This is a genomic window from Streptomyces sp. NPDC048560 (assembly GCF_040650955.1).
Lineage (GTDB): Bacteria > Actinomycetota > Actinomycetes > Streptomycetales > Streptomycetaceae > Streptomyces.
This window is the reverse complement of sequence record NZ_JBEZIJ010000001.1, coordinates 360,161-376,909: the sequence shown is the minus strand read 5'-3', so window position 1 is coordinate 376,909 and position 16,749 is coordinate 360,161. Positions and strand designations below refer to the sequence as shown.

The 16,749-nt window shown below is 68.5% G+C and carries 17 protein-coding genes; 13 read left to right on the top strand and 4 right to left on the bottom strand.

From position 1 onward, the window contains the following. Positions 1-82 precede the first annotated feature (82 nt). From glyA to AB0C82_RS01540, 12 genes are all read left to right on the top strand, one after another. Positions 83-1,363 carry a serine hydroxymethyltransferase gene (glyA, locus tag AB0C82_RS01595; RefSeq protein WP_362835173.1) on the top strand — a complete coding sequence of 427 codons (1,281 nt, stop codon included), beginning with the start codon at positions 83-85 and terminating at the stop codon, positions 1,361-1,363. Between the two features lie 84 nt (positions 1,364-1,447). Continuing rightward, positions 1,448-2,812 carry an MraY family glycosyltransferase gene (locus tag AB0C82_RS01590; protein WP_362835171.1) on the top strand — a complete coding sequence of 455 codons (1,365 nt, stop codon included), beginning with the start codon at positions 1,448-1,450 and terminating at the stop codon, positions 2,810-2,812. Positions 2,813-3,075: 263 nt separating this feature from the next. Then, a complete protein-coding gene (locus tag AB0C82_RS01585; RefSeq protein ID WP_362836969.1) occupies positions 3,076-3,513 on the top strand; it encodes a hypothetical protein in 438 nt (145 codons plus the stop codon). 225 nt (positions 3,514-3,738) lie between these two features. Further along, positions 3,739-4,560 carry a F0F1 ATP synthase subunit A gene (atpB, locus tag AB0C82_RS01580; protein ID WP_362835169.1) on the top strand — a complete coding sequence of 274 codons (822 nt, stop codon included), beginning with the start codon at positions 3,739-3,741 and terminating at the stop codon, positions 4,558-4,560. Positions 4,561-4,632: 72 nt separating this feature from the next. Beyond that, the gene (gene atpE, locus AB0C82_RS01575) at positions 4,633-4,863 is read left to right on the top strand and encodes an ATP synthase F0 subunit C (RefSeq protein WP_073889576.1); all 231 of its coding nucleotides are present in this window, start codon (positions 4,633-4,635) and stop codon (positions 4,861-4,863) included. Between the two features lie 43 nt (positions 4,864-4,906). After that, positions 4,907-5,452: a F0F1 ATP synthase subunit B gene (locus AB0C82_RS01570; protein ID WP_362835167.1), complete on the top strand. Its 546-nt coding sequence runs from the start codon at positions 4,907-4,909 to the stop codon at positions 5,450-5,452. Then, positions 5,449-6,264: a F0F1 ATP synthase subunit delta gene (locus AB0C82_RS01565; RefSeq protein WP_362835165.1), complete on the top strand. Its 816-nt coding sequence runs from the start codon at positions 5,449-5,451 to the stop codon at positions 6,262-6,264. The genes AB0C82_RS01570 and AB0C82_RS01565 overlap by 4 nt, the downstream gene beginning before the upstream one ends. Before the next feature lie 143 nt (positions 6,265-6,407). After that, on the top strand, positions 6,408-7,979 hold the full coding sequence (gene atpA, locus AB0C82_RS01560; protein WP_328905910.1) for a F0F1 ATP synthase subunit alpha: 1,572 nt from the start codon (positions 6,408-6,410) through the stop codon (positions 7,977-7,979). Between the two features lie 3 nt (positions 7,980-7,982). Next, positions 7,983-8,900 (top strand): F0F1 ATP synthase subunit gamma, encoded by a 918-nt coding sequence (locus tag AB0C82_RS01555; protein ID WP_362835163.1) that lies wholly within the window; start codon positions 7,983-7,985, stop codon positions 8,898-8,900. After that, the gene (atpD, locus tag AB0C82_RS01550; RefSeq protein ID WP_362835161.1) at positions 8,900-10,342 is read left to right on the top strand and encodes a F0F1 ATP synthase subunit beta; all 1,443 of its coding nucleotides are present in this window, start codon (positions 8,900-8,902) and stop codon (positions 10,340-10,342) included. Before AB0C82_RS01555 ends, atpD begins: the two co-directional genes overlap by 1 nt. Positions 10,343-10,451: 109 nt before the next feature. After that, positions 10,452-10,829 (top strand): F0F1 ATP synthase subunit epsilon, encoded by a 378-nt coding sequence (locus AB0C82_RS01545; RefSeq protein ID WP_362835159.1) that lies wholly within the window; start codon positions 10,452-10,454, stop codon positions 10,827-10,829. Positions 10,830-10,962: 133 nt separating this feature from the next. Beyond that, positions 10,963-11,409, top strand: coding sequence for a DUF2550 domain-containing protein (locus AB0C82_RS01540; protein ID WP_362835157.1), 447 nt, complete (start codon positions 10,963-10,965; stop codon positions 11,407-11,409). 111 nt (positions 11,410-11,520) lie between these two features. On the opposite strand, the gene AB0C82_RS01535 is transcribed toward AB0C82_RS01540, so the two are convergent. The 3 genes from AB0C82_RS01535 to AB0C82_RS01525 all read right to left on the bottom strand — a co-directional run bounded on the left by AB0C82_RS01535 (position 11,521) and on the right by AB0C82_RS01525 (position 15,410). Continuing rightward, the gene (locus AB0C82_RS01535) at positions 11,521-13,398 is read right to left on the bottom strand and encodes a glycoside hydrolase family 18 chitinase (protein WP_362835155.1); all 1,878 of its coding nucleotides are present in this window, start codon (positions 13,396-13,398) and stop codon (positions 11,521-11,523) included. Between the two features lie 168 nt (positions 13,399-13,566). Then, complete coding sequence (locus AB0C82_RS01530) at positions 13,567-14,217, bottom strand: response regulator transcription factor (protein ID WP_362835153.1); 651 nt, start codon at positions 14,215-14,217, stop codon at positions 13,567-13,569. Beyond that, a complete protein-coding gene (locus AB0C82_RS01525; RefSeq protein ID WP_362835151.1) occupies positions 14,214-15,410 on the bottom strand; it encodes a histidine kinase in 1,197 nt (398 codons plus the stop codon). Before AB0C82_RS01525 ends, AB0C82_RS01530 begins: the two co-directional genes overlap by 4 nt. A gap of 152 nt (positions 15,411-15,562) precedes the next feature. Here AB0C82_RS01525 and AB0C82_RS01520 point away from each other — a divergent pair, with 152 nt between their 5' ends. Beyond that, positions 15,563-16,105, top strand: coding sequence for a hypothetical protein (locus tag AB0C82_RS01520; RefSeq protein ID WP_362835149.1), 543 nt, complete (start codon positions 15,563-15,565; stop codon positions 16,103-16,105). Positions 16,106-16,128: 23 nt separating this feature from the next. On the opposite strand, the gene AB0C82_RS01515 is transcribed toward AB0C82_RS01520, so the two are convergent. Then, positions 16,129-16,701, bottom strand: coding sequence for a cob(I)yrinic acid a,c-diamide adenosyltransferase (locus AB0C82_RS01515; protein ID WP_362835147.1), 573 nt, complete (start codon positions 16,699-16,701; stop codon positions 16,129-16,131). Between the last annotated feature and the right edge of the window lie 48 nt (positions 16,702-16,749).

Here is a 16,749-nt window from a genome sequence, read left to right as displayed (position 1 = left end):
GTCGTCCGGCAGCGGGCAGCGCTTCACGCGCGGGCCTACATTGGTCTGAGAGCCCACCCCTCCCCAGGCCCGGAGCCGTCACATGCCGGTCACCACTCCAGCCGCACCAGCCCCCGTGTCCCGCTCGCGCACAGCCCTCCCGCAGGACTTCGGCGCCCTGCTCCGGGAGGACCCGGAGATCGCCGACGTGCTGCTGGGGGAGGCACACCGGCAGGCGGGCACCCTCCAGTTGATCGCCGCCGAGAACTTCACCTCGCCGGCCGTCCTCGCCGCCCTGGGCTCGCCGCTCGCCAACAAGTACGCCGAGGGCTACCCCGGTGCCCGGCACCACGGCGGATGCGAGCAGGCGGACGCCGCCGAGCGCATCGCGATCCAGCGGGCCACCGCGCTCTTCGGCGCCGAGCACGCCAACGTCCAGCCGCACTCCGGCTCCTCGGCCGTCCTCGCGGCGTACGCCGCACTGCTGCGCCCCGGTGACACGGTGCTGGCCATGGGACTCCCGTACGGGGGACACCTCACCCACGGCTCGCCCGCCAACTTCTCCGGCCGCTGGTTCGAGTTCGTCGGCTACGGCGTGGACCCCGACAGCGGGCTGATCGACTACGCGCAGGTCCGCGCCCTGGCCCGGGCCCGGCGCCCCAAGGCGATCGTGTGCGGTTCCATCTCGTACCCCCGGCATCCCGACTACGAGCTGTTCCGGGAGATCGCCGACGAGGTCGGTGCCTATCTGATCGCCGACGCCGCCCACCCGATGGGCCTGATCGCCGGGGGAGCGGCGCCGAGCCCCGTGCCGTACGCGGACGTGGTGTGCGCGACCACGCACAAGGTGCTGCGCGGGCCGCGCGGCGGCATGATCCTGTGCGGACCGGAACTGGCGGAACGGATCGACCGGGCGGTGTTCCCCTTCACCCAGGGCGGCGCCCAGATGCACACGGTCGCGGCGAAGGCCGTCGCCTTCGGTGAGGCGGCGACGCCGGCGTTCGCCCTGTACGCCCATCAGGTGGTCGCCCACGCGCGGGTGCTCGCCGCCGGGCTGGAGGCCGAGGGCTTCGACGTCACCACCGAGGGCACCGACACCCATCTGATCGTCGCGGACCCCGCCCCCCTCGGCGTCGACGGCCGCACCGCACGCGAGCGCCTCGCGGCGGCGGGCATGGTCCTGGACACCTGCGCCCTGCCCTACGGAGACGCCCGCGGGATCAGGCTCGGCACGGCCGCCGTCACCACCCAGGGCATGGACGAGGCCGACATGGCGCGCATCGCGGTGCTCTTCGGGGCGGCGGTCCGGGAGGCCGGCGACCCCGGCCGTCTGCTCGCGGACGTGCGCGAACTCACGGTGAGAAATCCCCCCTATCCGGGGTAGGCGAAGCGGGTGCAACCATCTCCCGTACCGTGGAGTCCTTGTTCTTGAGGCTAGGGTGTGGGGCTGAGATGGCCGGCGATTTCTGTGGGGCAGCCCGTGCGTGATTACCTGCTGACGCTCTGTGTCACGGCCGCAGTTACTTATCTGCTGACCGGACCGGTGCGTAAGTTCGCCATCGCGATCGGGGCCATGCCCGCGATCCGTGCGCGTGACGTACACCGAGAACCGACACCGCGGCTCGGTGGCATCGCCATGTTCGGCGGACTGTGCGCGGGACTGATCGTCGCCGCCCATCTGGACAACCTCACGGATGTCTTCGAACTCTCCAACGAACCAAGGGCGTTGCTCTCCGGCGCCGCGCTGATCTGGCTGATCGGCGTCCTGGACGACAAGTTCGAACTCGACGCGCTGATCAAGCTCGGCGGGCAGATGATCGCCGCCGCCGTCATGGTCATCCAGGGCCTCACGGTCCTGTGGCTGCCGATCCCGGGCGTCGGCACGGTCGCCCTCACCCAGTGGCAGGGCACGCTGCTCACGGTCGCGCTGGTCGTCATCACGATCAACGCGGTCAACTTCGTGGACGGCCTGGACGGTCTGGCGGCCGGCATGGTGTGCATCGCCTCCGCGGCGTTCTTCCTCTACACCTACCGGCTCTGGTACGGGTACGGGATCGAGGCCGCCGCCCCCGCGACGCTCTTCGCGGCCATCCTGATGGGCATGTGCCTCGGATTCCTGCCGCACAACATGCACCCCGCCCGGATCTTCATGGGCGACTCGGGGTCGATGCTGATCGGCCTGGTCCTCGCCGCGGGAGCGATCTCCGTCACCGGGCAGGTCGACCCGGACACGATGAAGCTGTTCGAGGGCAGTGAGCGGCAGGCGACCCACGCGATGCTGCCGGTCTTCATCCCGCTGCTGCTGCCGCTGACGATCATCGCCATCCCGGCCGCCGACCTGGTGCTGGCGATCGTGCGCCGTACGTGGAACGGACAGTCGCCGTTCGCCGCCGACCGAGGGCACCTGCACCACCGGCTGCTGGAGATCGGCCACTCGCACAGCCGGGCCGTCATGATCATGTACTTCTGGTCCGCGCTGATCGCCTTCGGCGCGGTGGGGTACTCGGTCCACTCGGCGTCGATGTGGATCGTGCTGACGATCATGGGGGCGAGCGCGGTGGGCCTGATCCTGCTGCTGATGCCCCGCTTCACGCCGCGCACCCCGGACTGGGCCGACTCCTTCGTACCGCCGCGCTACCGGCGCCGCAGGCACGCCGCCAGGCCCGAGGAGACGGCCGCGTACGGACAACAGGGCCCGGACGGCACGGAGATGGCGCCACAGGCCCCCGAGCGGACCCCCGTGGCCGTCGGGGTCTCGGGCGTCAACGGGGCGACCGCGATCAGCTCCCGCGGGCGTACGCACGAGCGACGCAGGGCCAACTCGTCACGTTGACGTTTCGGGCGCTGGTGCCCATTACCAGACATTGTGTCGGTTTGTCCCGCGCAAACGCGCAGGGTCACTCTCATGTGTGACAGTTGGCACACTTTTCAGGTAAAGACCTCATCAAATAGTTTGTGATACCGTTCACGAGACCCGGTGATAGAGCCGAAGGACCTTGGTAAGAGGGTCCATCGGCTGAGCATCGACTCGCGCCGGGCCTACGCTCGTCCATGACGACACCTACTGCCCACCCCCTGTACAGCGGAGCTGCCGCCATGCCGTCCAACGACGTCCGGACTCTCCTCCAGACCGCCGTGCCCACCGCTGCCGTCGGCGCTGTCGCCGCCGCGATCAGCGGTGCGGTCGCCGGCGGCAAGGGAGCCCTGGGCGCGGTCGTTGCGACGCTCGTGGTGATCCTCTTCATGGGGATCGGGCTCGTCGTTCTGCAACGGACCGCCAGGTCCCTCCCGCACCTGTTCCAGGCGATGGGGCTGATGCTGTACACGGCACAGCTCCTGCTGCTGTTCATCTTCGTCGCCGCGTTCAAGGACACCGAGGTGTTCAACCCGAAGGCCTTCGCGATCACGCTGGTCGCGACGACTCTCGCGTGGATCGGCGCACAGGCGCGTGCGCACATGAAGGCCAAGATCCTTTACGTCGAACCCGACTCCGACAAGGGTGACAAGCCCAAGAACACGGGGTCGTCGACGTGAAGGGTAGGGGCGGAATAAGCACAGGTTCGGGACCCTGCTATCGTCCGGTTCCAACTGCGGCACTGCGGGCGCGGGCATGTGAGCTGACGCCTGCTCGATCGCGAGGCTCAATGCCTGACTGCCGCTCACACATCCGTAACACCAGTCCAGTGCCGAACCGCGGCTGCGCGCCGCGCCGACACAACGAGGTTGCCGTACCTATGCGCCACGCTGAAGGAGCCCGCGGTGAGTGCTGACCCGACACAGGTGCTCGCCTTCGAGACCGATTGCCACATCTTCGACGGTTGTGGTTTCCCGGCACCCGGCTTGCACTCGTTCCTGTTCGAGCCGCTGTGGGGTGACCCGGACAGCAACTTGTACTTCAACAAGCCGATGCTGCTGGCGCTTCTCGGCTCGATCATCATCGTCGGCTTCTTCTGGGCGGCTTTCCGCAAGCCCAAGATGGTCCCCGGCAAGCTGCAGTCGATCGCGGAGATGGGTTACGACTTCATCCGCCGCGGCATCGTCTACGAGACGATCGGCAAGCGCGAGGGTGAGAAGTACGTCCCCCTCGTCGTCTCGCTGTTCTTCTTCGTCTGGATGATGAACCTCTGGTCGATCATCCCGGTCGCCCAGTTCCCGGTGACGTCGATCATCGCGTACCCGATCGTGCTCGCACTGATCGTCTACGTGCTGTGGGTCAGCCTGACCTTCAAGCGCCACGGTTTCGTCGGCGGCTGGAAGAACATCACCGGCTACGACAAGTCGCTCGGCCCGGTGCTGCCGCTGGCCATGCTCATCGAGTTCTTCTCGAACCTGCTGGTCCGGCCGTTCACCCACGCTGTGCGACTCTTCGCGAACATGTTCGCGGGCCACACCCTCCTGCTTCTGTTCACGATCGCCAGCTGGTACCTGCTCAACGGCATTGGTATCGCCTACGCCGGCGTCTCGTTCGTGATGGTCATCGTGATGACCGCGTTCGAGCTCTTCATCCAGGCGCTGCAGGCGTACGTCTTCGTGCTCCTGACCTGCACCTTCATCCAGGGCGCGCTCGCAAAGCACCACTGAGCATCCCGCACCCGACCCTTATTCGTCCGGTGGCCAACCCCCACCGGTCCTTGAAAGAGAAGGAAGACTGGCATGTCCCAGACCCTTGCTGCCGTCAGCGGCTCCCTCGGCTCCGTCGGTTACGGCCTCGCCGCGATCGGCCCCGGCGTCGGCGTCGGCATCATCTTCGGTAACGGCACCCAGGCTCTCGCCCGTCAGCCCGAGGCTGCGGGTCTCATCCGCGCCAACCAGATCCTCGGCTTCGCCTTCTGTGAGGCGCTCGCCCTGATCGGTCTGGTCATGCCGTTCGTCTACGGCACCTGAGTTTCAGGCCGGACGAACAGCAACCGAGACGAAAGGCACTGATGTGAGCCAGCTGCTTACGGTCGCGGCTGAGGAGATGGAAAATCCCCTCATCCCGCCGATTCCAGAGCTCGTCATCGGCCTCATCGCCTTCCTCATCGTCTTCGGCTTCCTCGCCAAGAAGCTCCTCCCGAACATCAACAAGGTTCTGGACGAGCGTCGCGAGGCCATCGAAGGCGGTATCGAAAAGGCCGATGCGGCCCAGACCGAGGCCCAGAGCGTTCTTGAGCAGTACAAGGCTCAGCTCGCCGAAGCCCGCCACGAAGCCGCTCGTATGCGCCAGGAGGCGCAGGAGCAGGGTGTCGTCATCATCCAGGAGATGAGGGCGGAAGGTCAGCGGCAGCGCGAAGAGATCATCGCCGCCGGCCACGCCCAGATCGAGGCCGACCGCAAGGCCGCGTCCTCCGCGCTGCGTCAGGACGTGGGCACGCTCGCCACCGCCCTGGCCGGCAAGCTCGTCGGCGAGTCCCTCGAGGACCACGCCCGGCAGAGCGGCACCGTCGACCGTTTCCTCGATGAACTCGAGGCGAAGGCCGAGGCCGTCCGATGAACGGAGCGAGCCGCGAGGCACTGGCTTCCGCACGTGAGCGTCTCGACGCACTGACCGACAACACGTCGGTCGACGCGGCGAAGCTCGCCGACGAGCTGGCAGCCGTCACCGCGCTGCTCCACCGCGAGGTATCGCTGCGCCGGGTCCTCACCGACCCGTCGCAGGGAGGCGAGGCCAAGGCCGAGCTGGCCGGGCGACTGCTGAGCGGTCAGGTGGGCGGCGAAGCCGTGGACCTGGTCTCCGGCATGGTCCGTTCCCGCTGGTCGCAGTCGCGTGACCTGGTCGACTCGGTCGAGGAGCTGGCGAACACCGCAGACCTCACCGCGGCCCAGCGCGCGGGTGCACTCGACGACGTCGAGGACGAGCTCTTCCGGTTCGGCCGGATCGTAGGTTCCGACAAGGAACTGCGTTCCGCCCTGACCAGCCGGACCGCGTCCACCGCCGCCAAGGGCGAGCTGCTCCGCAGCCTGCTCGGCGGCAAGGCGCAGCCCGTCACGGAGCGAGTCGTCACGCGCCTCGTGACCCAGCCCCGTGGACGTAGCCTGGAGGCGGGACTCGACTCCCTGTCCAAGCTCGCCGCGGAGCGCCGGGACCGCATGGTCGCCGTCGTCACCTCGGCGGTACCGCTGTCCGATCGGCAGAAGCAGCGCCTCGGCGCCGCCCTGGCGAAGATCTACGGCCGGCAGATGCACCTGAACCTGGACGTGGACCCCGCGGTCCTCGGCGGGATCTCTGTGCGCGTCGGTGACGAGGTCATCAACGGCACGATCGCGGAGCGCCTCGAAGAGGCCACCCGCCGGATGGCCGGCTGACAGCGCGCAGCGCACAAGTACCACCTGAACGAGCAAGAACAGCGGCCCGGTTGGGCCGTGCAGAAATTGCAGAAGATTCCTGGGGGTCGCCCCCAGACCCCCTTAAGAAACTTCGGGCCCAACAAGGAGAGCAGGGAACCCAGATGGCGGAGCTCACGATCCGGCCGGAGGAGATCCGGGACGCGCTGGAGAACTTTGTCCAGTCGTACAAGCCGGACGCGGCCTCGCGCGAGGAGGTCGGTACGGTCAGCGTTGCCGGCGACGGCATCGCGAAGGTGGAGGGCCTCCCCTCCGCCATGGCGAACGAGCTGCTGAAGTTCGAGGACGGAACCCTCGGTCTCGCCCTCAACCTCGAGGAGCGCGAGATCGGTGCGATCGTCCTCGGCGAGTTCAGCGGTATCGAAGAGGGCCAGCCGGTGCAGCGCACCGGTGAGGTGCTCTCCGTCGGCGTCGGCGAGGGTTACCTCGGCCGCGTCGTCGACCCGCTCGGCAACCCGATCGACGGTCTCGGCGAGATCGCGACCGAAAGCCGCCGCGCCCTCGAGCTGCAGGCCCCTGGCGTCATGGTCCGCAAGTCGGTGCACGAGCCGATGCAGACCGGCTACAAGGCCGTCGACGCCATGGTGCCGATCGGCCGCGGCCAGCGTCAGCTGATCATTGGTGACCGTCAGACGGGTAAGACCGCTCTGGCTGTCGACACGATCATCAACCAGCGCGACAACTGGCGCTCGGGCGACGTGAACAAGCAGGTGCGCTGCATCTACGTCGCCATCGGTCAGAAGGGGTCCACCATCGCCTCCGTGCGTGGTGCCCTCGAAGAGGCCGGCGCGCTCGAGTACACGACCATCGTCGCCGCCCCGGCGTCCGACCCGGCCGGCTTCAAGTACCTGGCGCCGTACACCGGCTCGGCCATCGGCCAGCACTGGATGTACGCGGGCAAGCACGTCCTGATCATCTTCGACGACCTGTCGAAGCAGGCCGACGCCTACCGCGCCGTGTCGCTGCTGCTGCGCCGCCCGCCGGGCCGCGAGGCCTACCCGGGCGACGTCTTCTACCTGCACTCGCGTCTGCTGGAGCGTTGCGCCAAGCTCTCGGACGAGATGGGCAAGGGCTCGATGACGGGTCTCCCGATCGTCGAGACCAAGGCGAACGACGTGTCGGCGTTCATTCCGACCAACGTCATCTCCATCACCGACGGCCAGTGCTTCCTGGAGTCCGACCTGTTCAACGCAGGTCAGCGTCCGGCGCTCAACGTCGGTATCTCGGTCTCCCGAGTCGGTGGCTCCGCCCAGCACAAGGCCATGAAGCAGGTCTCCGGCCGTCTTCGCGTGGACCTCGCCCAGTACCGCGAGCTGGAGGCGTTCGCCGCCTTCGGTTCCGACCTGGACGCGGCCTCCAAGGCTTCGCTGGAGCGCGGTAAGCGCATGGTCGAGCTGCTGAAGCAGCCGCAGTACGCACCCTTCCCCGTCGAGGAGCAGGTCGTCTCCGTCTGGGCCGGCACCACCGGCAAGATGGACGACGTCCCGGTCGAGGACATCCGTCGCTTCGAGAGCGAGCTGCTGGAGTACCTGCGCCGCGAGCGCAAGGACCTCCTGACCAGCATCGCCGAGGGCGGCAAGATGTCCGACGACACGCTGCAGTCGATCGCTGACGCGATCGCCGCCTTCAAGCAGCAGTTCGAGACCTCGGACGGCAAGCTTCTGGGCGAGGGCTGATCGATGGGCGCTCAGCTTCGCGTTTACAAGCGCCGCATCCAAGCCGTCACCGCGACCAAGAAGATCACCAAGGCGATGGAAATGATCGCCGCCTCGCGCATCGTCAAGGCGCAGCGCAAGGTGCAGGCTTCGATGCCGTACGCGACCGAGCTGAACCGCGCGGTCACCGCGGTGGCGACGGGTTCCTCCACCAAGCACCCGCTCACCACCGAAGCCGAGTCCCCGGCCCGTGCCGCGGTCCTGCTCATCACGAGCGACCGCGGTCTGGCCGGCGGCTACTCCTCCAACGCCATCAAGGCGGCGGAGCGGCTCCGGGAGCGGCTCGCGGGTGAGGGCAAGGAGGTCGACACGTACATCGTCGGCCGCAAGGGTGTCGCCTACTACGGCTTCCGCGAGCGCAAGGTCGCGGAGTCGTGGACCGGCTTCACCGACAGCCCGGCGTACGGGGATGCCAAGAACGTCGCCGCGCCCCTCATCGAGGCCATCCAGAAGGACTCGGCCGAGGGTGGCGTCGACGAACTGCACATCGTCTTCACCGAGTTCGTGTCGATGATGACGCAGAACCCGGTGGACAACCGGATGCTGCCCCTCTCGCTCGACAAGGTTGCGGAGGAGAGCGGTACGAAGGGCGAGATCCTTCCGCTGTTCGACTTCGAGCCGTCGGCGGAGGACGTCCTCGACGCCCTCCTGCCGCGCTACGTCGAGAGCCGTATCTACAACGCACTTCTGCAGGCCGCTGCTTCCGAGCACGCTGCCCGCCGCCGTGCGATGAAGTCGGCGACCGACAACGCCGGGGATCTCATCAAGAGCCTCTCCCGGCTTGCCAACGCGGCCCGCCAGGCCGAAATCACCCAGGAAATCAGCGAGATCGTCGGCGGTGCCAGTGCTCTGGCCGACGCGACCGCGGGGAGTGACAAGTAATGACGACCACTGTTGAGACGGCCGCTGCCACGGGCCGCGTCGCCCGGGTCATCGGCCCGGTCGTCGACGTGGAGTTCCCCGTCGACGCGATGCCGGAGATCTACAACGCCCTGCACGTCGAGGTCGACGACCCGGCCGAGGACGGCGCTCGCAAGACGCTGACCCTCGAAGTCGCCCAGCACCTGGGTGACGGCGTGGTCCGTGCGATCTCGATGCAGCCCACCGACGGCCTGGTCCGCCAGGCCCCGGTGACCGACACCGGCAAGGGCATCATGGTGCCGGTCGGTGACATCACCAAGGGCAAGGTGTTCAACACCCTCGGTCAGATCCTGAACGAGCCGGAGGCCGAAGCTCAGATCACCGAGCGCTGGCCGATCCACCGCAAGGCCCCGGCCTTCGACCAGCTCGAGTCCAAGACCGAGATGTTCGAGACCGGCCTGAAGGTCGTCGACCTGCTGACCCCGTACGTCAAGGGCGGCAAGATCGGTCTGTTCGGTGGTGCGGGCGTCGGCAAGACGGTCCTCATCCAGGAAATGATCATGCGTGTGGCGAAGCTGCACGACGGTGTGTCGGTGTTCGCCGGCGTCGGTGAGCGCACCCGTGAGGGCAACGACCTCATCGACGAGATGACGGACTCCGGTGTTCTGGAGAAGACCGCACTGGTCTTCGGCCAGATGGACGAGCCGCCGGGCACGCGTCTGCGCGTGGCCCTGTCCGCCCTGACCATGGCGGAGTACTTCCGCGATGTGCAGAAGCAGGACGTGCTGCTCTTCATCGACAACATCTTCCGCTTCACGCAGGCCGGTTCCGAGGTCTCCACGCTGCTCGGCCGTATGCCGTCCGCAGTGGGTTACCAGCCGACCCTGGCTGACGAGATGGGTGTGCTCCAGGAGCGCATCACCTCGACGCGTGGTCACTCGATCACCTCGATGCAGGCGATCTACGTCCCCGCGGACGACCTGACCGACCCGGCCCCGGCCACCACGTTCGCCCACCTCGACGCGACGACGGTTCTTTCCCGTCCGATCTCCGAGAAGGGCATCTACCCGGCCGTGGACCCGCTGGACTCCACGTCCCGCATCCTGGACCCGCGTTACATCACGCAGGACCACTACGACACGGCCACCCGTGTCAAGGGAATCCTGCAGAAGTACAAGGACCTCCAGGACATCATCGCGATCCTCGGTATCGACGAGCTGGGCGAGGAGGACAAGCTCGTTGTCCACCGTGCCCGTCGCGTCGAGCGCTTCCTGTCGCAGAACACCCACGCCGCCAAGCAGTTCACCGGCCTGGACGGTTCGGACGTGCCGCTCGACGAGTCGATCGCCGCGTTCAACTCGATCTGCGACGGTGAGTACGACCACTTCCCGGAGCAGGCGTTCTTCATGTGCGGTGGCATTGAGGACCTCAAGGCCAACGCCAAGGAGCTCGGCGTCTCCTGAGCCTCCGGCTCACCGAGGGGGGTGGGTGTGTCCCGCCCCCCTCACCACGCCCCGTAGAATTGACCCAACACCCGGCTCGACCGCCGGGTGGTGACCCGAGGAGCCACCCTTGGCTGCTGAGCTGCATGTCGAGCTGGTCGCCGCGGACCGCAGTGTCTGGTCCGGCGAGGCCACCCTGGTCGTCGCGCGTACCACGTCCGGCGACATCGGCGTCATGCCCGGTCACCAGCCGCTTCTCGGTGTGCTGGAATCGGGCCCGGTGACGATCCGTACCAGCGGAGGCGACACCGTCGTCGCCGCTGTGCACGGTGGATTCATCTCGTTCGCGGACGACAAGCTGTCGCTGCTGGCGGAGATCGCCGAGCTGGCGGACGAGATCGATGTCCAGCGCGCCGAGCGTGCGCTGGAGCGCGCGAAGTCGGAGACGGACGCCGCCGCCGAGCGGCGCGCCGATATCCGTCTGCGCGCGGTGGCGGTGCTGCGCTAGCACCCCCGCCGACAGATGATTTTACTCAGCCGCGGCCCGAGCTGGAATTCTCCAGACCGTGCCGCGGCTGAGGCAATGCAGATGCAGTTCGGTCCGGATATCCGTAATCGACGTTGCGAGGAGGTCGGTGGAGATGGTCCTCGCTCTGTGGGTTGGCGGTCTGGTCGTCGTACTGGTCCTGTTGGGTCTGTTCGTGTTCGGCCTGCGCCGCCGGCTGATCCAGCGCTCCGGCGGCACGTTCGACTGCAGTCTGCGCTGGGACGTCTCCGAGGAACCCGACCCCAGCGGCAAGGGCTGGGTGTACGGCGTCGCCCGCTACAGCGGCGACCGGGTCGACTGGTTCCGGGTCTTCTCCTACGATCCCCGGCCTCGCCGTGCTCTGGAGCGCGCCTCGATCGAGGTGATCGCCCGCCGGCTGCCCGAGGGCGAGGAAGAGCTCGCACTTCTGTCCGATTCCGTCGTGCTCGGCTGTCTCCACCGGGGGACCCGCCTGGAGCTGGCGATGAGCGAGGACGCCCTCACCGGCTTCCTGGCCTGGCTGGAGGCGGCGCCGCCCGGCCAGCGGGTGAACGTGGCCTGAGGCCGGCTCCGTACAAGGACAGCGAAAAACCGGGGAGACAGGGGGCGGACCTGTCTCCCCGGTCGTATTTCCGGGGCTGTGCGGGTCGTGCGTGGTGCTACGGCGTGGGGACTACCGCAGACCGCTGTTGATCGCGCTCACCAGTTCGCCGTTGGAGGTGTCTCCGCTGAACTCCCAGAAGAACGCGCCGCCGAGACCCTGGTTCTTCGCCCACGTCATCTTCGAGACGACGGTGGCCGGGGTGTCGTAGCTCCACCAGTTGGTGCCGCAGTGGGCGTAGGCGGTGCCGGCGATGGTGCCGGTGGCCGGGCAGGAGCTCTTGAGGACCTTGTAGTCCTCGATGCCCGCCTCGTACGTGCCCTGGGCCGCTCCGGTCGCCGTGCCGCCTGGGGCGGACTGGGTGACGCCGGTCCAGCCGCGGCCGTAGAAGCCGATACCGAGCAGCAGCTTCTTGGCGGGAACGCCCTTGGCCTTCAGCTTGGCGATCGCGTCGGCGGCGGTGAAGCCCGCCTGCGGGATGCCGGTGTACGAGGTCAGCGGCGAGTGCGGGGCCGTCGGGCCCTTGGCCGCCCAGGCGCCGAAGAAGTCGTACGTCATCACGTTGTACCAGTCCATGGTCTGAGCGGCGCCCGCGTAGTCGGCGGCGTCGATCTTGCCGCCGTCGGAGCCGTCCGCGGTGATGGCCGCGGTGACCAGGCTGTTCGCGCCGAACTTGGCGCGCAGTGCGGTGGAGAGGTTCTTCAGTGCGGCGGGGCCGCTGGTGTCACAGGTGAGACCGCAGGCGTTGGGGTACTCCCAGTCGATGTCGATGCCGTCGAAGACATCGGCCCAGCGGGGGTCCTCGACCAGGTCGTGGCAGGACTGGGCGAACGCGGCCGGGTTCTGTGCCGCGGCGCCGAAGCCGCCGGACCAGGTCCAGCCGCCGAAGGACCAGAGGACCTTGATGTTCGGGTACTTGGCCTTGAGCTTGCGCAGCTGGTTGAAGTTGCCGCGCAGCGGCTGGTCCCAGGTGTCCGCGACACCGTCGACCGACTGGTCGGCCGTGTAGGCCTTGTCGTAGTCGGCGTAGGCGTCACCGATGGTGCACTTGCCGCCCTGGACGTTGCCGAAGGCGTAGTTGATGTGCGTGATCTTCGAGGCGGAGCCCGAGGTCACCAGGTTCTTCACGTGGTAGTTGCGCCCGTAGGTGCCCCAGTTGGTGAAGTAGCCGAGGTTGATCTTGTCACCGGGCGGGGGCGTGGTGCCGCCACCGGTGGTGCGGACCGCGACGGAGCCGCTGACCGGGCCGGTCTGGTCCGCGGTGTCGCGGGCCTGCACGGTGTACGAGTAGTCGGTGCCCGCGGTGAGCGCGCTGTCCGTGTACGTGGTGCCGGTGACCGTGGCGACCTTGGTGCCGCCGCGCAGGATGTCGTAGTTCTTGATGCCCTTGTCGTCGGTCGCCGCGGACCAGGTGAGCTTGGCCGAGGTGTCGGTGATCGAGCTCGCGGTGGGGGTACCCGGCGCAGAGGGCGCGTTGTCGCCGGGGACGCTGCCGCCGTCACAGGAGGCGCCGTTCAGCTTGCAGCCGCTGGGGGAGCCGGAGCCCGTCCCGTTGAAGCCGAAGCTGATGCTGGCGCCGGGGGCGACGGAACCGTTCCAGCTGAGGTTCTTGGCGGTCCAGTGGGTGCCTGAGCCGGTGACGGAGGCGTCCCAGGCGGAGCCGACCGCGGTGCCGGAGGGGAAGTCCCACTCGATCGTCCAGGACGAGAGTGCGGTGGTGCCGGTGTTCTTCACCGTCCACTGGCCTTCGAAGCCGGTGCCCCAGTCGGACTTCTTGACGTAGGTGGCGGTCGCCGAGGTGGCGGCCTCGGCGGGGCTGGCAAGCCCCACCATCGCCGCGAGCGGCAGAAGCAGTGCGGTGACGCCCGCTACGGCCTTGGAACGGATGGTGGTGCCGGTACTGAGTCGCTGTCTGAATCCGGCCCGGCGTGGGGGGGTCTCAGTGGTCAACGGTGCTCCTCGGGTGAGGTCCGACAAACGGGGGATGGTCCGTGGACTGCAAACCCTGCGCCGCCCTGAGCGCGCCTTGTCATGGCGTACTCACCGCAGTGTGCTCGGTGAGATTAGGAAGGTCTGGACCAATCGTCAAGAGGTCCAGACCAAAGACCGGCTTAAACCTCAGAGTCCCAACTCCTGTGCGATCACCGCAGCTTGGGCCCTGCTCCGCAGCTCCAGCTTCCCCAGCAGCCTGCTGACGTGCGTCTTCACCGTCGCCTCCGCCATCGACAGCCGCATCGCGATCTCCGCGTTCGACAGTCCCTCGCCCAGGCAGCCGAGAACTTCGCGCTCCCGCCGCGTGAGTGATTCGAGGCCCGGGGGAGGGGGAGTGTCCGCCCGGCGTACGGGGGTCGTACCGGCGAACTCCGCGATCAGTCTGCGTGTCACCGCCGGCGCGATCAGCCCCTCGCCGCGTGCCACCGTGCGTACCGCCGCGAGCAGATCGTGGGCGTCGGTGTTCTTCAGCAGGAAGCCCGCGGCCCCCGCCCGCAGCGCCCCGAAGACGTACTCGTCCAGATCGAACGTCGTCAGCACCAGTACGTCCGCGAGCTTCTCCGCGACCACCTGACGAGTCGCCGACACCCCGTCGAGCCGGGGCATCTGCAGGTCCATCAGGACGACGTCCGGGCGCAGCTCCCTGGCCAGCCGCACCGCAGCCTCGCCGTCGCCCGCCTCCCCGGCCACCTCGATGTCGGGCGCACTGCCCAGGATCAGCACCAGGCCCGCGCGCACCGCCGACTGGTCCTCCGCCACCAGCACCCGGATCGTCATTCCCTCATCGTCCCTTCCCGCACGGGCAGTTCCGCCCGCACCCGCCAGATCCTCCGGCCGTCCGCCGCGGGCTCGGCGCCCGCCGAGATCGATCCGCCGAGCAGCGCCACCCGCTCCCGCATTCCCACCAGCCCCGCACCGGAACCGGGCGCACGCGGTCCGGGCCGGCTGCCGGACTCGCTGGTGACCTCCACCGACAGGACGTCGTCCCCTCGCGCGAGCCGCACCGTCACCGGGCCCGGTGACGCGTGCTTCAGCGCGTTCGTCAAGGACTCCTGGACGATGCGGTAGGCGGCCAGCTCGACCGGCGCGGGCAGCCGCTCCGGCTTCCCGCGCAGGTCCTCCAGCGCGCACGTCAGGCCGCTCGTCGCGCCGTTGGTGCGGGCCTGCTCGACGAGGACGTCCAGTGAGGCGAGGGTCGGCGCCGCGCTCGGCCCGCCCTCCGTCCCGCTGTGCCGGAGCAGCCCGATGAGCCGCCGCATCTCGGCAAGCCCTTCCACGCTGTTCTCGCGGATCACGCCGAGCGCCTCGCGGGAGGTGCCGGGGTCGTCGATGGAGAGCGCCGCGGTGGAGTGGATGGCGATCGCGGACAGATGGTTGGCGACCATGTCGTGCAGCTCCCGCGCCATCCGCGCCCGTTCGGCGGTCACCGCCTGGGCGCGGTCCATCTCGGCGAGCAGCGCGGTCTGGTCGGCCCGCAGCCGGGCGGTCTCCGCCGCGTCGCGATGGTTGCGCACGCTGACTCCCGTGATGGCGGGGGCGAACGACACCAGGCCCGCCGCCACCCCGATGAGCAGCGCCTCAGCGGTGCGGAACCAGGCCAGGAACCCGATCGTCACCCCCACGGTCACCAGGAGCGAGGCCACCGGGATGCGGCGGGCGGCGGCCGGGGACCCGTACACCACGGCCGCGTACACGACGTCCGTGAACATCAGGACGGTGGCCAGGTTCCCGACCGTGAACTGGTCGGCGACCAGGGCGGGCACGGCGATGAGCAGGGCCGTCAGCGGGGCGCTCCTGCGCAGCAGTTCGAGCCCGGCCATCACGGCGAGGGGCACCAGCGCGGCCCAGGGCGCGTCCAGCGGCCGCGGCCCCTGCATGTGCAGACCGATCAGCCAGAGGACCAGACCGCCGAGCAGCCCGACAGCCGCGATCAGTACGTCGTGGCGGTGGGGACGGGAGACAGTGAGCACTCTCCCATCCAACACGGACGCCCGGCGGAGAACCTCCGCACGGCGGGTGAACCGGGGGTACATCGAAGGATGCAGTCGCGATTCGTCACTGCCGACGACGAACCGGCTCCCTCCGGCCGGGATCCTGGAAGGGAACCGGGAGGAGAAGAACCGTGATCGTCGTACTGATCGTGCTCTGCGAAGTCGGATTCTGGGTGCTGCTGGCCGCCGGACTCGCGCTGCGCTACCTGGCGAGGAGGCCCCGGCTCGGCGCCGCGGTGCTGCTGTGCGAACCGTTGCTGGAGGTCGTGCTGCTGGTCGTCACGGCCGTCGACCTCAGGAACGGCGCCGAACCCGACTGGAAGCACGGCCTCGCCGCCGTCTACATCGGCTTCACCGTGGGCCTCGGCCACTCGGCCATCAGGTGGGCGGACGCCAGGTTCGCTCACCGCTTCGCGGGCGGTCCGCCGCCGGTGAAGCCGCCGAAGTACGGCATGGCGCGGGCCGCGCACGAATGGCGCACTGCGGCCCGCTGGTGCGTCGCCGCGGTGACCGCCGTGGCACTGCTCCAGGCCGCGATCTGGTACGTCGGGGACGACGGCGACACCGGATCGCTGGAGATGTGGCAGCAGAAGATGCTGTGGGTGATCGGGATCAACCTGATCATCGCCGGGGGCTACACCCTGTTCCCGAAGCAGGCACCCGAGGGGGTGTGACCCTCAGGCCGGCGCGGCGGCGCTCAGCGGTCGCCGCCCGGCACCCACAGCACGTCACCGACCTCCTTGTTCGCCACCCTGGCGAGGATGAACAGGAGGTCGGAGAGACGGTTGAGATACGTCGCGGTCAGCGCGTTCATCACGTCACCGTGCACCTCCATCGCCGCCCAGGTGGACCGCTCGGCCCGGCGGACGACGGTGCACGCCTGGTGCAGGAGCGCCGCCCCCGGCGTACCGCCCGGCAGGATGAAGCTGCGCAGCTTCTCCAGCTCCTCCAGGAAGCTGTCGCAGTCCGCCTCCAGCTTGTCGATGTAGGACTGCTCGACCCGCAGCGGCGGATACTTCGGGTCCTCCACGACCGGCGTCGACAGATCGGCCCCCACGTCGAAGAGGTCGTTCTGCACGCGGACGAGGACCTTCACCACGTCCTCGGGCAGCTGCCCGAGCGCGACGGCCGTACCGATGACGGCGTTGGCCTCGTTCGCGTCGGCGTACGCCGAGATCCGCAGATCGGTCTTGGCGGTCCGGCTCATGTCGCCGAGGGCGGTGGTGCCCTGGTCGCCGGTACGGGTGTAGATGCGCGTCAGGTTGACCATGGGGCCAGCCTAAGGGCTGTCCCGTGACCCCTGGCGGGCGCGCGACGA